This is a genomic window from Bradyrhizobium sp. USDA 4353 (assembly GCF_054063215.1).
This window is the reverse complement of record NZ_JBSSGB010000001.1, coordinates 1,378,721-1,393,585: the sequence shown is the minus strand read 5'-3', so window position 1 is coordinate 1,393,585 and position 14,865 is coordinate 1,378,721. Positions and strand designations below refer to the sequence as shown.

Below are 14,865 nucleotides of genomic sequence, written 5' to 3'. Positions count from 1 at the left end.
GTGGAACCAGATGGAGGGCGGGCGGTACCGAGATCAGGCGCGATGCCTCGCGCTGGCGGGCTCTGCCATGGCCGCTCGCGCCGTCCATCGCGCCGCGGCAACAACGTGCCGAATAGCGGGCCGCCGCTTGTTGCGGCTGCGCGTACGCTATGTTAGCAAAGCGCCGCTTTTCGTGATCAAGCTGCTCCCGCGGCGATCGAAAATCAAAGTCCTGCTTGAATTCCAGGAACTTAGTCGGTTTGCGCTGCATCAGCGCGCCGGTTTTGATCTTGCGGGTTGAGCACCTATAAAAAGAGCGCGTCTGTGGCTGCTGAAGATCCCTCCGTGTCCGGTGTGTCCGGTCGTTACGCGACGGCCTTGTTTGAACTGGCCCGTGACGAAAAGTCCGTCGATGCGGTCAAGGCCGATCTCGACAAGTTCAATGCCCTTCTCGATGAGAGTGCCGATCTCAAGCGTCTCGTCCGCAGTCCGGTGTTCGGCGCGGACACGCAGCTCAAGGCCCTCAACGCCGTGCTCGACAAGGCCGGCATCGGCGGCGTCGCGGCGAATGTCCTGCGGGTGCTGACCACCAACCGCCGCCTGTTCGCGGTGGCGGACGTGATCCGCGCCTTCAACGCGCTGGTCGCCAAATACAAGGGCGAAGCCACGGCCGACGTCATCGTCGCCGAGCCGCTCTCCGATAAGAATCTCGACGCCCTCAAGGCCTCACTGAAGACGGTGACCGGCAAGGACGTCGCGCTCAACGTGAAAGTCGATCCAGCGATTATCGGCGGGCTCGTCGTCAAGCTCGGCAGCCGCATGATCGATAGTTCGCTTCGCACCAAACTCAACTCGATCAAGCACGCGATGAAAGAGGCAGGCTGATGGACATCCGCGCCGCGGAAATTTCCGCGATCCTCAAGGACCAGATCAAGAATTTCGGGCAGGAAGCCGAAGTCACCGAAGTCGGACAGGTGCTGTCCGTCGGTGACGGTATCGCCCGCGTCTACGGTCTCGACAACGTCCAGGCCGGTGAAATGGTCGAGTTCGAGAACGGCACCCGCGGCATGGCGCTGAACCTCGAGACAGACAACGTCGGCGTCGTCATCTTCGGCGCCGACCGCGAGATCAAGGAAGGCCAGACCGTCAAGCGCACCCGCGCCATCGTGGACGCCCCGGTCGGCAAGGGCCTGCTCGGCCGCGTCGTCGACGCTCTCGGCAACCCGATCGACGGCAAGGGCCCGATCCAGTTCACCGAGCGCAAGCGCGTGGACGTCAAGGCGCCGGGCATCATTCCGCGCAAGTCGGTCAACGAGCCGATGGCCACCGGCCTGAAGGCGATCGACGCGCTGATCCCGATCGGCCGTGGCCAGCGCGAACTGATCATCGGCGACCGCCAGACCGGCAAGACCGCGATCGCGCTCGACACCATCCTGAACCAGAAGCCGCTCAACGCGCAGCCTGACGAGAAGATCAAGCTGTACTGCGTCTACGTGGCCGTCGGCCAGAAGCGTTCGACCGTCGCCCAGTTCGTGAAGGTCCTGGAAGAGCAGGGCGCGCTGGAATACTCGATCGTGGTCGCCGCGACCGCGTCCGATCCGGCCCCGATGCAGTATCTGGCGCCGTTCACCGGCTGCACCATGGGCGAGTACTTCCGCGACAACGGCATGCACGCCGTCATCATCTATGACGACCTCTCCAAGCAGGCCGTCGCCTACCGCCAGATGTCGCTGCTGCTGCGCCGTCCGCCGGGCCGCGAAGCCTATCCGGGCGACGTGTTCTACCTGCACTCCCGCCTGCTCGAGCGCGCTGCCAAGCTTAACGAGACGCAAGGCGCGGGTTCGCTGACGGCTCTGCCGGTCATCGAAACCCAGGCCAACGACGTGTCGGCCTACATCCCGACCAACGTCATCTCGATCACCGACGGGCAGATCTTCCTGGAGACCGACCTGTTCTTCCAGGGCATCCGTCCCGCCGTGAACGTCGGTCTGTCGGTGTCGCGCGTCGGTTCCTCGGCGCAGACCAAGGCGATGAAGAAGGTCGCCGGCAAGATCAAGGGCGAGCTGGCGCAGTACCGCGAAATGGCGGCCTTCGCGCAGTTCGGCTCCGACCTGGACGCCGCGACCCAGCGGCTTCTGAACCGTGGTTCGCGCCTGACCGAGCTCCTGAAGCAGCCGCAGTTCTCGCCGCTGAAGATGGAAGAGCAGGTCTGCGTGATCTGGGCCGGCACCAACGGCTTCCTCGACGGCCTTCCGCTCAACAAGGTCCGCGCCTTCGAGGACGGCCTGCTGTCGCTGCTGCGCGGCAAGCACGCTGATCTCCTGAACACGATCCGCGACACGCGCGATCTGTCGGACGACAGCGCGGCCAAGCTGAAGGCGGCGGTCGAAGGCTTCGCCAAGACCTTCTCCTGATCGGATCGGGAGGCGGTGGCCGGGCGACCGGCCACCTCACGTCTTCCGACGTGGACCAAGACGTCACGCCAGGCGCACGGCCTGGCGCTGAGGATTTAGATGGGTTGAGCGGCCGGGTCCTTTTGAGATCGGCCGCCGGGGTGAGCTAAACGAGCCATGGCGTCACTGAAAGATATGCGGGTCCGCATCGCCTCGACCAAGGCGACGCAGAAGATCACCAAGGCGATGCAGATGGTCGCGGCCTCCAAGCTGCGCCGCGCGCAGCTGGCGGCCGAGGCGGCGCGTCCCTATGCCGAGAAGATGGACGCGGTCATCTCGAACATCGCGGCTGCGTCGGCCGGCTCGCCGGCGAGCTCGAAGCTGCTGGCCGGCACCGGCCGTGATCAGGTCCACCTGCTGCTGGTGTGCACCGGCGAGCGCGGCCTGTCCGGCGCGTTCAACTCGTCGATCGTGCGCCTCGCCCGCGAGCGCGCGCTGGCCCTGATGAACCAGGGCAAGGAAGTGAAATTCTTCTGCGTCGGCCGCAAGGGCTACGAGCAGTTGCGCCGCCAGTTCGAGAAGCAGATCATCGCCCATGTCGACCTGCGCTCGGTGCGCCAGATCGGCTTCGTCCATGCCGAGGACATCGCCAAGCAGGTGATCTCCCGCTTCGACGCCGGCGAGTTCGACGTCTGCACGCTGTTCTATTCGCGCTTCAAGTCGGTGATCGCGCAGATCCCGACCGCCCAGCAGATCATCCCGCTGGTGGTCGAGGCGCCCGCAGCCAACGCCGCCCCGGTCGCGCTCTACGAGTACGAGCCGGAGGAGGACGAGATCCTGTCCGCGCTGCTGCCGCGCAACGTCGGCGTCCAGATCTTCCGCGCGCTGCTCGAGAACAACGCCTCGTTCTACGGCGCGCAGATGTCGGCGATGGACAACGCCACCCGCAACGCCGGTGAGATGATCCGCAAGCAGACGCTGGTCTACAACCGCACGCGTCAGGCGATGATCACCAAGGAGCTGATCGAAATCATATCGGGCGCCGAGGCGGTCTAACCGCGCAGCGCCCGCTCGAAGCCAACACGTTCAATATGCGCGGTTCAAAGAACCGCGGCCCGAAATTCGGATCGTAAGGAGAGAGATGAGATGGCTACCGCAGCCAACCAGATCGGTCGCGTCACCCAGGTGATCGGCGCTGTCGTCGACGTTCAGTTCGAAGGTCACCTGCCCGCAATTCTCAACTCGCTGGAAACGAAGAACGGCGGCAACCGCCTCGTGCTCGAGGTCGCGCAGCATCTCGGTGAATCCACCGTGCGCGCGATCGCGATGGACACGACCGAAGGTCTGGTCCGTGGCCAGGAAGTGACCGACACCGGCGCTCCGATCCGCGTTCCCGTCGGCGAGGGTACGCTCGGCCGCATCATCAACGTCATCGGCGAGCCGATCGACGAAGCCGGCCCGGTCAAGGCTGACAACGTCCGCGCCATCCACCAGGAAGCGCCGACCTACACCGACCAGTCGACCGAGGCCGAGATCCTCGTTACCGGCATCAAGGTCGTCGACCTCCTCGCTCCCTACGCCAAGGGCGGTAAGATCGGCCTGTTCGGCGGCGCCGGCGTCGGCAAGACCGTGCTGATTCAGGAGCTGATCAACAACGTCGCCAAGGCGCACGGTGGTTACTCGGTGTTCGCTGGCGTCGGCGAGCGGACCCGCGAGGGCAACGACCTCTATCACGAGTTCATCGAGTCCAAGGTCAACGCCGATCCGCACAATCCGGATCCGAGCGTGAAGTCGAAGTGCGCGCTGGTGTTCGGCCAGATGAACGAGCCGCCCGGCGCCCGCGCCCGCGTCGCGCTGACCGGCCTGACCATTGCGGAAGACTTCCGCGACAAGGGCCAGGACGTGCTGTTCTTCGTCGACAACATCTTCCGCTTCACCCAGGCCGGCTCGGAAGTGTCGGCGCTGCTCGGCCGCATCCCGTCGGCGGTGGGTTATCAGCCGACGCTCGCCACCGACATGGGCGCGCTGCAGGAGCGCATCACCACCACCACCAAGGGCTCGATCACCTCGGTGCAGGCGATCTACGTGCCGGCCGACGACTTGACCGACCCGGCGCCGGCGACCTCGTTCGCCCACTTGGACGCGACCACGACGCTGTCGCGCTCGATCGCCGAAAAGGGCATCTATCCGGCGGTCGACCCGCTCGACTCCACCTCGCGCATGCTCTCCCCGCTGGTCGTCGGCGAGGAGCACTACGCGGTCGCCCGTCAGGTGCAGCAGGTGCTCCAGCGCTACAAGGCGCTGCAGGACATCATCGCCATCCTGGGCATGGACGAGCTGTCGGAAGAGGACAAGCTGACCGTGGCGCGCGCCCGCAAGGTCGAGCGCTTCATGTCGCAGCCGTTCCACGTCGCCGAAATCTTCACGGGATCGCCGGGCAAGTTCGTCGAGCTCGCCGACACCATCAAGGGCTTCAAGGGCCTGGTGGAAGGCAAGTACGACCACCTGCCGGAGGCTGCCTTCTATATGGTCGGCACCATCGAAGAGGCGGTCGAGAAGGGCAAGAAGCTGGCCGCGGAAGCCGCCTAAGGGCGAATGGCGAATAGGGAGTAGCGAATAGGGTTCTATCCGCTGCTTCCTTCCCCCACTCGCACTTCGCTACTCGCTATCAGCAGGTTTTCTCATGGCTACTTTCCACTTCGATCTCGTCTCGCCGGAAAAGATCGCCTTCTCGGGCGAGGTCGACCAGGTCGACGTTCCCGGCGAGCAGGGTGATTTCGGCGTGCTGGCCGGCCACGCGCCGTTCGTCGCCACCCTGCGCCCGGGCATTCTGACGGTGACCACCGGCGGAACGCAGCAGAAGATCATCGTGCTCGGCGGCCTCGCCGAGATCTCGGAGAAGGGTCTCACCATTCTCGCCGACGTCGCGACGTCGCTGAAGGAGCTGGACCAGACCGCCTTCGCCGCCGAGATCTCCGGCATGGAAGCCAAGCTGAACGAGAAGCAGGGCAACGAGCTCGATCGCGCGATCGAGCGGCTCGATCACTTCAAGACGATCCAGCAGCAGCTCAACTCCACGGCGCTGCACTGATCGAGCGACCGAATGTAAACGATTGTTCATGGCCGGGCTCTGCCCGGCCATTTTCGTTTGTCGGCTCGAACGTTGCGTGCGTGGGAGTGACTACTTCAAGGGATGCGGGTTGCGTGCTCACCGATCTGATTGCATGCTCCCGGCCGTTCGAGCGGGCGTGGTGACATGGCAGAGCAGATCGTCCTGAAGCGCAAGATCGCGGCGATTTTCGCGGCCGACATCGCCGGCTATTCGCGCCTCGTCGCCGAGGACGAGGAGGAGACGTTGCGGCGTCTGGCGGCGTATCGCGAGGTCGTCGACGATTTCATTGCCCGTGCCGGCGGCCGCATCTTCAACACCGCCGGCGATGCCGTGCTCGCGGAATTCCCGAGCGCCGTCGAAGCCGTGCGCTGCGCGATCGACATCCAGGAGAGCCTGCGCACGCGCAACATGGCGTTTCCGCCGAACCGGCAGATGAGCTACCGCATCGGCATCACCATCGGCGATGTCGTCGAGCGCAACGGCGATCTGCTCGGTGACGGCGTCAACATCGCTGCACGTCTCGAGGGTCTCGCCGATGTCGGCGGCATCTGCATCTCGCGCGCGGTGCATGAGCAGGTCGCCAACAAGCTGTCGGTGCAGTTCGCCGACATGGGCGCCCGCGAGGTCAAGAACATTCCCACGCCGGTGCATGCCTATCGCGTGGCGATGCGCCGCGAGGACGGCACCTACGCAAAGCCGAAGGACAAGAGCGCGCCCGTGTCATTCGGCAAGCGCTTGCTCCAGGCCGGCGTCGCGGTCGTGGTGCTGATGGTGGCCGTTGGCGTCGGCACCGCGCTCTATCTCGACCATCGCGATCCGCACCCCGCGCAGCGCGATGCGGCCAAAGCCGCAGCCGAGGCGCTGTCGCGGCTGTCGGCGACGCCGAAATCATCCGGGCAACCGTCGGCCTCCGCGTCGCCATCGCCAGAGCCGTCGGTCGCGCCAAGCAGCGCGCAGGCCTCGCCTTCGCCACAGCCGCAACAATCTCCGCAAGCCGGCCCCGTCGTGGCGGCCGAGAAGTTCGCGCCCGACGCCGTGCCGTTCGTCAGCGAGCGGACCCGCATCGCCCTCGCGCGCGACTATGCGCCGGCCCAGGGCTACAAGGCGTTCGCGACGACGATCAACGGCGTCAGCGCCTACGTCACCGGGCAGTCCACAGAGGAGGCCGCAAAGACGGCGGCGCTCGAGCAATGCCACCAGCGCGCCGAGGCCTCGAACGGGCCGCGCAAATGCGAGCTCTATGCCGTCGGCGACGACGTCGTCTACGCGCATAGCCGGCCGCCATTGCCGCCGCAGCCCTGGGTGCGTCACGACCCGCTCACGGAGCGCGCCTTCAGCGCGGCGGACATGCCGCTGATCCGTGATACCGGCCGCGACCGGCTGGCGGCGAATTACGGCCCTGCGCGACGCACCAAGGCGATCGCGCTCGGGCCCGGCGGCCAGTTCTTCTTCAGCGTCGGCGGCGACCTGGTCGACGACGTGGTCCGGCGCAATCTCGAGGCCTGCGGGGCGCAGGCCGGAACCGCCTGCATCATCGTGGCGCTCGACGATACGTTCGTGGTGCCGGTGCCGACGGTGATGAAGGCAACCGGCTTCTTTCATGTGGCAAGCCACACGGCGATCGCTTCGGAGTCCCGGGATGAGGTCGCGCGGCGCCTCGCCGCCGCAAGCTCGGGATGGAATGCGATCGCTGTCGGGACGGCTGGTCATCCCGGCTATGGCCTGAACGGCGACCGCGAGGAAACCGCTATCGGCGGCGCGCTGGCCGATTGCGCCACCCGCGACAGCGACTGTCGCGTGATCGCGATCGGCCCGTTCACGGTCGAGGATAATTAGGCGGCGAGAGCTTATCACCCGAAGGCCGTCTCACTCAGAACCGCCCGCTGTCATCGTGGTGTACTAAATTAGAGCGACGAGCTGCGCTGCACGTGAATGCGCCCTCGCCCCTTGTGGCAGAGGGCATGTATGGAAGTTCTGCAAGCTCGGTTGGGTGAGGGGTCTCTCTCCACGAGTCGCGCTCGCGGAAACGCCCCCTCACCCGACCGCATGCGCGGATGGGCCGAACATGCCCTCTCCCACAAGGGGCGAGGGCGCTGCATCGGGCAGGTGCGTCGCTGAACGACGTGTTTCACTCACGCGGCCAGATGCGCGAACGCCTGCGCCACGGCGCGGTACACCTCGCGGCGGAACGGCACCACCAGCTCCGGCACGCGCGCCAGCTTCTCCCAGCGCCAGGAGTCGAATTCGGCCGGCATGCCGTTGCGCGGCGTCACCGGATCGATGTCGCTCTCACTGCCGGTGAAGCGCATCGCGAACCATTTCTGGCGCTGTCCTCGAAAGCCCGCGAGCCGGTGGTTCGGATCGGCGAACGGCGGAAACTCGTAAGTCAGCCAATCGGACTCGGCGAGGATATCGGCGTCGCGGATGCCGGTCTCCTCCCATAGCTCGCGCCGCGCGGCCGCCTGCAGGTCCTCGCCGGGATCGACTCCGCCCTGCGGCATCTGCCATTCCAGGCCGGGCAGCACGATTTCCGGACCGTCGTCGCGGAAGCGCCGTCCGAGGAAGACAAGGCCTTCGGCATTGAGCAGCGCGATGCCGACATTCGGGCGATAGGGTCTGGTTTCGATCATGCTCGCATCCGTGGATCGTCGCTCGGCATAGCAACGCAGCGTGACGGCGTTGTCGCGACGGATCTGCAGAGATTTTCTGCAGCGCAAGCGTATGACACGGTTTCAAGACCCGCGTCGTGGCCGATCTGCGGGGGTCAGCCGTTCGCCAGCGGCGCGAATTCCTTCACCACCCGCTCATAGACCGGCCGCTTGAACGGCACGATCAGCGCCGGCAGATTGTGCATCGGCTCCCAGCGCCAATTGATGAACTCGGCCTTGTGGTGGCCGCCGCCCGGGCGCTCGACGTCGATCTCGGTGTCCTCCCCGGTGAAACGCAGCGCAAACCATTTCTGGCGCTGGCCGCGATAGCGCCCCTTCCAGGCCCGTCCCGCCACCGTGCGCGGGATGTCATAGGTCAGCCAGTCGTCGATCTCGGCCAGCTTCTCGACGGAGCGGACGCTGGTCTCCTCATAGAGCTCGCGCTTGGCGGCTTCCCAGGCGTCCTCACCCGGATCGACGCCGCCCTGCGGCATCTGCCAGACATGGGTGTCGTCGACATGCTCGATGCCGCCGGCACGGCGACCGATGAACACCAGCCCTTCCGAGTTGATCAGCGCGATGCCGACGCAGGTGCGGTAGGGCAGGTCCTCGTAGCGCGTCATTCCGTCTCGGCCTTCCTGCGGTGCCCCGGCGCATCGTTGCGCAGGCCCCGCCTCGCGTCGCCGTCTCGGCGGCGAACGCGCGTTCAATTCGATTTTGATTTCAGCATCGCGGTTGTCAATGGCACCAGCAGAATGCCCTTGCGGTCGAGCCCCTTGATCCAGCTGCCGATGCGGTCGATGGACACCGGCAGCGCCGAGGCCGTCCCCACCGCCACGCCGCGCTCCTTGGCGAGGCTCTCCAGCTTGGCCAGCGCGTTGTCGATTTCGACCGAGGTCGGCACCGCGTCGATGGCGACGTCGCCCTTGGCGAACGGCATCGCGCGCCCGGTGGCGAGCGATGCCGCCACGCTGCGCGGCGCCGCGCCGTCGTCGAACAGCGCCAGACCGCGCTTGGCGGCCTCGTTGACGATCGGCTGCATCGCCGCCTCGGTCGCGACGAAGCGCGCGCCCATGAAATTGCCGATGCCGACGTAACCCTGCAGCCGGCTCATATGCCAGAACAGGCGGTCGATGTTCTGGTCCGGACCGAGCGTGGCCAGCAAGGTCTGCGGGCCCGGATCGTTGTCGGGATAGTCATAGGGCTCCATCGGCACCTGCAGCAGGATCTCGTGGCGCTGCGCCCGCGCCCGCTCGGCGAGCTTGGACGGATCGGAGCCGTAGGGCGTGAAGGCCAGGGTGACCGCCGGCGGCAGCTTCATGATCGCATCGACGGTCTTGGCGGCGCCGACGCCGAGCCCGCCGATCACGATCGCCACCGCCGGCATCCGCGCCGCCTTGGCGCGGTCGGCGTCGGCGGCATAGGCCGTGAACGGCTTCACTCCGTCGGCCATCACCGGGATCATGCCGTAGCGCGATTTCTCCAGGAGGCGCGGATCGACGCCGGGCATCTGGCTCGCCGGAGCAGCCGACCCCGGCTCGGTGGCCTCGCCGCCTGTGCCGATCGCGACCTCCTGACGGGCACCGCTCGACCCGTCGATGATGGTAACTGTCTTGCGCTCGCCATCGGGCTTGGCAGCCGCCGAGCCATGGTCCGCTTTGGCGTCAGGCTTGGTCTCGGGCTTGGCTGCCTTGTCCTCCGACTTGGCGCCCTCGTTGATGGCGACACGGGCGACCGGCTCGCCGCCGAGCGGATTGTCGCCGAACAGCGCAAAGCCTGCGAATACGACCAGGAACAGGCCAAGCAGCACGGCGAGCGCCTGCAGGGCTGTAAAGGGAAGCCGAATGCGGCGCCTGCGACGCTTTTCCGTCTGCCCGAGCGGGGCGCTCAGCTCATCGGCCGTTTCTGTCATCGAAATTCCCGAATCAATCGGGTCGACGATACCACGGCGGGGATTCGGGCGCAGGCGCAGTGTCCGCGAGCCCGTAGATCGGCGGAGACGGATAACGACCCGCCCGAAAGCAAAGGGCGGCCCGGAGGCCGCCCTTCAAACCAGACAATCGATTTCGCCGTTCGCAGCCTCAGTTGGCGGCCTTGGCCGGCTTGTCGGCCGCGGCCTTTTCAGTCGGCGCGGGGGTATTGGCGCTGTTCTTGATGCCGTGCAGCAGGTCCGCCGCCATCTTGAGCGCCTTGTCGTCCTTGGCGTCCGGCGGCACGTAGGACTGCGAGCCGGTCTTCTCGTCGCCGTCGTTCTTGAGGTGGCCGCGCAGCGAGGCCTCACCCTTGGTGTCGGTGCGCGACTTCAGCTCCTCAGGCACGTCCTGCAGAACTTCGATGTCGGGCACGATGCCCTTGGCCTGGATCGACTTGCCGGACGGCGTGTAGTAGCGCGCGGTGGTCAGGCGCAGCGCGCCGTTGCCGGCGCCGAGCGGGATGATGGTCTGCACCGAGCCCTTGCCGAAGGAGCGGGTGCCGACCAAGGTCGCCCGCTTGTGGTCCTGCAGCGCGCCGGCCACGATCTCGGACGCCGACGCCGAGCCGCCGTTGATCAGCACGATCACCGGCTTGCCCTTGGTGAGGTCGCCGGCATGCGCGGAGCGGCGCTGCGTCTCCTCGGCATTGCGGCCGCGGGTCGAGACGATCTCGCCGCGCTCCAGGAACGCGTCGGACACCGTGACCGCCTCTTCGAGCAGGCCGCCGGGGTTGTTGCGGAGGTCGATGATGTAGCCCTTGAGCTTGTCGCCGATCGAGCCTTGCAGATCCGCGATGCTCTTCTTCAGGCCTTCCGTGGTCTGCTCGTTGAAGGTGGTGATGCGGATGTAGGCGATGTCGTCGCTCTCCGGGCGCGAGCGCACCGAGCGGACGCGGATGTTGTCGCGGGTCAGCGTCACGTCCAGCGGATTGTCGGCGCCCTTGCGCATGACCTTCAGCTTGATCTTGGTGCCGACAGGGCCGCGCATCTTCTCGACCGCCTGGTTCAGGGTCAGGCCCTGCACGGCTTCGTCGTCGAGATTGGTGATGATGTCGTTGGCCTGGATGCCGGCCTTGGACGCCGGCGTATCGTCGATCGGCGACACGACCTTGATCAGGCCGTCCTCCATCGTGACCTCGATGCCGAGGCCGCCGAACTCGCCGCGGGTCTGCACCTGCATGTCGCGGAAGCTCTTCGCATCCATGTAGCTCGAATGCGGATCGAGGCCGGAGAGCATGCCGCTGATCGCGGACTCGACGAGCTTGGAATCGTCGGGCTTCTCGACATAGTCGCTACGCACCCGCTCGAACACGTCGCCGAACAGGTTGAGCTGGCGATAGGTATCGGCGGTCGCGGCGCGCGCGGTCGATCCCATCAACACTGCGCGCGGTTGCGACACGAACAAGGTCAATGCCGCACCGGTGGCCGCGCTCAGGAGAATTACCGAAGTCTTACGCATCATCCGCGTACCTTTTCGCCCTTCATTTGCGGCCCACCATGGGCCTGGATCGATTGGAGTGCCGTCCTTGCGGAACTCGACATAGAGCACTGGTTGACTCGCATTCGTTGCGAGAATGGAGGCGACTTGGGACGTCGTACCCATGGTCGCGACCGGCTCTCCCGTCTGAACAAACTGCCCGATGTTGACGGAAATGCGCTCCATCCCGGCGATCAGGACATGATACCCGCCACCGGCGTTGAGGATCAAGAGTTGTCCGTAGCTGCGGAAGGGACCGGCATAAACAACCCAGCCATCACACGGGGTTGTGACCTGGGCGCCGGGCCGGGCTGCCAAAGAAATGCCTTTATCGGAACCGCCGGCGCCGTCTGACGCGCCGAACTCGCGAATCTTGTTGCCGTTGACCGGATAGGTCAGCATCCCCTTGGTCGAGGCGAAGGCGATCGCCGGCGCCTTGCGCGTGGGGTTGCGCAGCGCATTCGCGTCCGGCTTGGCGTTGACCGGGACGCCTTGCAGGCTCGCCGTGGACGCCGCCTTGGCCGCGCTCTTGAGGTCGAGCTCCATCGTCGTGATCAGGCTCTGCAGCGAGTCGATCTGCTGGGCCAGCACGGCGGCGCGGGCGCTCTCCGCTTCCATGTCCTTCTCGGCGGAGGCCTGCTTGCGCTGGCGCTCCTCCACCAGGGCGGCGAGGCGGGTCTGGTCGGTCCTGAGCTTGTCGCGGTCGCCGGCGAGCTTGTCGCGCTCGGAGGCGATGGTCTTGCGGATCGCGACCAGCTCGCCGAGGTCTGTGGAGAGCTTCTCGGCGCGGCCGCGCATTTCGGGAATCACCGAGCCCAGCAGCATGGCCGTGCGCAGCGATTGCAGCGCGTCCTCGGGCCGGACCAGCAAGGCGGGAGGCGTGCGGCGGCCGGCGCGCTGCAGCGCGGCGAGCACCTCAATGATCTCCGTGCGTCGCGCCTCCAGCGAATTGCGCAGGTCCTGCTCGCGGCCATCCAGCCCGCGCAGCCGGATCTCGGCCTCGCCGACACGGGTCTCCACGGTGCGCACCTGTGCGGCGACGTCGATCAGCTGCTGATTGAGCTTGCCGCGATCCTCGCCGAGCGCGGCGATATCGGATTTGAGCCGCTCCTGCGCCTCGGCCGCCGCCTTTTGCGCGGCGCGCGCAGCCTCGAGCTCCTGCTCGCGCTGCTTGAGCTGCTCCGGCGTCGGCGGATTTTGCGGTGTCGCGCCTGAGATCGACGGGCGAAGTCCGCTCTGCGCGACCGCCGGCATGACCGGCAGGGCCACCATCAGCGCGATCAGCGACGCGTGGCACGCCCGGCCGCGGGGGACGGACATCAAGGTGCGAATGGGAGGCCGCGCGGCGAACATCGAGGTCCTTATTGTGCTCCCATCGTCCTTGATTCAAGCGCGGTGATAGGGGTGGCCGGCCAGGATCGTAGCACTACGGTAAATTTGCTCGAGCAGCAGGACGCGGACGATCTGGTGCGGCCAGGTCGCGGCGCCGAAAGCAACCCCGAGCTTGGCTCTGCGCCGGAATTCCGGCGAAAGTCCGTCGGCGCCGCCGATCACGAAGACCGCCGCGGCGATGCCCTCGTCGCGCCAGCGTCCGAGATGACCCGCAAAGGTTGTGCTGTCGATGTTCTGGCCGCGCTCGTCCAGGCAGACGACGACCGATTTGTCGGGAATGGCCGCGCCGATCGCGGCGGCCTCCTCGGTCATGCGGGTGGCGGCGTCGCGCGCGCGGCTTTCCGGGATCTCATGGATGTCGAGGCCGCGGAAGCCGAGCTTGCGGCCGATGTCGTCGAAACGCTCGCGGTATCGCTCCGCGAGCTCCCGCTCCGGACCCTGCTTCAACCGGCCGATGGCGACCACGATCAGGCGCATGCGCACGCCCTAGCACGTGCGCGTTCCGATTCGCATCGGCAGCCCGCGTCCGGCGGCCTAGACCGTCTTCGCCGGGTTCGGCCCTTGCGTCCACATCCGTTCGAGGTTGTAGAACTCGCGGACCTCCGGCCTGAACACGTGCACGATCACGTCGCCGGAATCGATCAGAACCCAATCGCAATTGGGCAGGCCCTCGATATGAAGCTTCTTCGTCCCGGCTTCCTTTAGGCCCTTCGCGACGTTCTCCGCGATCGATCCGACGTGCCGGTTGGAGCGGCCCGTGGTGATGACCATGTAGTCGGAGTACGCCGATTTGCCGTGAAGATCGATGGTGACCGTCTCCTCCGCCTTCATGTCCTCGAGGCGGGAGAGGATCGTGCGCAGCGTGTTATCCGCGTGAGGCTTGTCGGCGTCGGGTCGCGCCTGCAAGGCTGCATCGGGGGTCGAAGCGTTACGCGCAGACTTGGCAGTGGACGTTCTCGTCGTTGCCTTGGTCTTCGGTAAGGCCGACTGGGACAATACAGATGTGGTCAGGGACCATTCCTTTCACTGTATCGCAGGCCGAATCCGTCCCGGCCTGCAGACCATACTAGGCATGTGGGGTTAACGGTTTCAACAATCCAGTCCCCACGGTTGTCTGGTCCGGCATTCACCTGATCCCCCGCCTCGGACCACGACGGGAACTGGGAACTCGATGCACGTCTGATGCCACCGGAAGGCCATCCGGGCGCATGTCAGAACGACTTCCAGCTGCCGTCCGGGTTCCTCAGCCCGGTCGACGACAGGCTCATTTTCAACCCGGTGAGGTAAACCCAGGCCGGCGCGGCGCGGTCCGCCAGCCGGCTGGCATCGGCCTCGGCAATGCGATACCGCGCCAGCGCGCGGGCCGCAGGGGCGTTCAGGGCACGGAAGCTGCGGGGCGGGCGATCGACCACGGCAATCGGAATCTGGGCCGCGATGTGCTGCCACTTCTGCCAGCGATGGAACTGCGCGAGATTGTCGGCGCCCATGATCCACACGAAGCGCAGACGCGAGGCACGCCGGCGCAGATAGTCGATGGTATCCGCAGTGTAGCGGGTGCCAATGACGGATTCGAGACAGCTGATCTCGATGCGCGGGTCAGCCGCGACCTTACGCGCCGCCGCGGCGCGCTCGGTCAGCGCATGCAGCCCACCATTGTCCTTGAGCGGATTGCCTGGCGTCACCAGCCACCACACGCGATCGAGCTGCAGCCGCTTCAGCGCGAACAGGCTGATCGCGCGGTGCGCCTGGTGCGGTGGATTGAACGAGCCGCCGAGCAGGCCGATGCGCATGCCGTCGCTATGGGGCGGCAGCGCCTGACGGATCGCAAGGCGCATGGCGGCGTGGTCGCTCACGGCTGTCACCGCCTGCTGCTCCTGCAACTCAACGACGGA

13 protein-coding genes and 1 pseudogene are annotated in these 14,865 nt (G+C 66.3%); 6 read left to right on the top strand and 8 right to left on the bottom strand.

Annotated elements, in window-relative coordinates; genetic code table 11:
• The first annotated feature begins 303 nt into the window (after positions 1 to 303).
• The 6 genes from ACVILH_RS06170 (at position 304) to ACVILH_RS06145 (ending at position 7,320) form a co-directional block, all read left to right on the top strand.
• Positions 304 to 864: a F0F1 ATP synthase subunit delta gene (locus tag ACVILH_RS06170; RefSeq protein WP_456712105.1), complete on the top strand. Its 561-nt coding sequence runs from the start codon at positions 304 to 306 to the stop codon at positions 862 to 864.
• Positions 864 to 2,393, top strand: a complete 1,530-nt coding sequence (gene atpA, locus ACVILH_RS06165) for a F0F1 ATP synthase subunit alpha (protein WP_008961301.1) — start codon at positions 864 to 866, stop codon at positions 2,391 to 2,393. The genes ACVILH_RS06170 and atpA overlap by 1 nt, the downstream gene beginning before the upstream one ends.
• Positions 2,394 to 2,549: 156 nt before the next feature.
• Positions 2,550 to 3,428 (top strand): F0F1 ATP synthase subunit gamma, encoded by an 879-nt coding sequence (locus tag ACVILH_RS06160; protein ID WP_456712104.1) that lies wholly within the window; start codon positions 2,550 to 2,552, stop codon positions 3,426 to 3,428.
• A 90-nt stretch (positions 3,429 to 3,518) separates the two neighbouring features.
• On the top strand, positions 3,519 to 4,961 hold the full coding sequence (gene atpD, locus ACVILH_RS06155; RefSeq protein WP_006609208.1) for a F0F1 ATP synthase subunit beta: 1,443 nt from the start codon (positions 3,519 to 3,521) through the stop codon (positions 4,959 to 4,961).
• A 94-nt stretch (positions 4,962 to 5,055) separates the two neighbouring features.
• The gene (locus ACVILH_RS06150; RefSeq protein WP_456712103.1) at positions 5,056 to 5,463 is read left to right on the top strand and encodes a F0F1 ATP synthase subunit epsilon; all 408 of its coding nucleotides are present in this window, start codon (positions 5,056 to 5,058) and stop codon (positions 5,461 to 5,463) included.
• A 165-nt stretch (positions 5,464 to 5,628) separates the two neighbouring features.
• Positions 5,629 to 7,320: an adenylate/guanylate cyclase domain-containing protein gene (locus tag ACVILH_RS06145; RefSeq protein ID WP_456712102.1), complete on the top strand. Its 1,692-nt coding sequence runs from the start codon at positions 5,629 to 5,631 to the stop codon at positions 7,318 to 7,320.
• A gap of 296 nt (positions 7,321 to 7,616) precedes the next feature.
• Here ACVILH_RS06145 and ACVILH_RS06140 read toward each other — a convergent pair whose 3' ends face one another.
• From ACVILH_RS06140 to ACVILH_RS06105, 8 genes and pseudogenes are all read right to left on the bottom strand, one after another.
• The gene (locus tag ACVILH_RS06140) at positions 7,617 to 8,114 is read right to left on the bottom strand and encodes an RNA pyrophosphohydrolase (protein ID WP_456712101.1); all 498 of its coding nucleotides are present in this window, start codon (positions 8,112 to 8,114) and stop codon (positions 7,617 to 7,619) included.
• Between the two features lie 134 nt (positions 8,115 to 8,248).
• On the bottom strand, positions 8,249 to 8,755 hold the full coding sequence (locus tag ACVILH_RS06135) for an RNA pyrophosphohydrolase (RefSeq protein WP_456712100.1): 507 nt from the start codon (positions 8,753 to 8,755) through the stop codon (positions 8,249 to 8,251).
• Positions 8,756 to 8,838: 83 nt separating this feature from the next.
• Positions 8,839 to 10,044: a divergent polysaccharide deacetylase family protein gene (locus tag ACVILH_RS06130; protein WP_456712099.1), complete on the bottom strand. Its 1,206-nt coding sequence runs from the start codon at positions 10,042 to 10,044 to the stop codon at positions 8,839 to 8,841.
• Positions 10,045 to 10,213: 169 nt separating this feature from the next.
• Positions 10,214 to 11,566: a S41 family peptidase gene (locus tag ACVILH_RS06125; protein WP_456712098.1), complete on the bottom strand. Its 1,353-nt coding sequence runs from the start codon at positions 11,564 to 11,566 to the stop codon at positions 10,214 to 10,216.
• A pseudogene (locus tag ACVILH_RS06120) lies at positions 11,563 to 12,934 on the bottom strand (murein hydrolase activator EnvC family protein). Before ACVILH_RS06120 ends, ACVILH_RS06125 begins: the two are co-directional and overlap by 4 nt.
• Positions 12,935 to 12,967: 33 nt before the next feature.
• Entirely contained in the window at positions 12,968 to 13,450 is a 483-nt protein-coding gene (rlmH, locus tag ACVILH_RS06115) for a 23S rRNA (pseudouridine(1915)-N(3))-methyltransferase RlmH (protein ID WP_456712097.1), read from the bottom strand.
• Positions 13,451 to 13,507: 57 nt separating this feature from the next.
• The gene (gene rsfS / locus ACVILH_RS06110; protein WP_456712096.1) at positions 13,508 to 13,879 is read right to left on the bottom strand and encodes a ribosome silencing factor; all 372 of its coding nucleotides are present in this window, start codon (positions 13,877 to 13,879) and stop codon (positions 13,508 to 13,510) included.
• A 305-nt stretch (positions 13,880 to 14,184) separates the two neighbouring features.
• Positions 14,185 to 14,808, bottom strand: a complete 624-nt coding sequence (locus tag ACVILH_RS06105) for a nicotinate-nucleotide adenylyltransferase (protein WP_456716883.1) — start codon at positions 14,806 to 14,808, stop codon at positions 14,185 to 14,187.
• Positions 14,809 to 14,865: the final 57 nt, after the last annotated feature.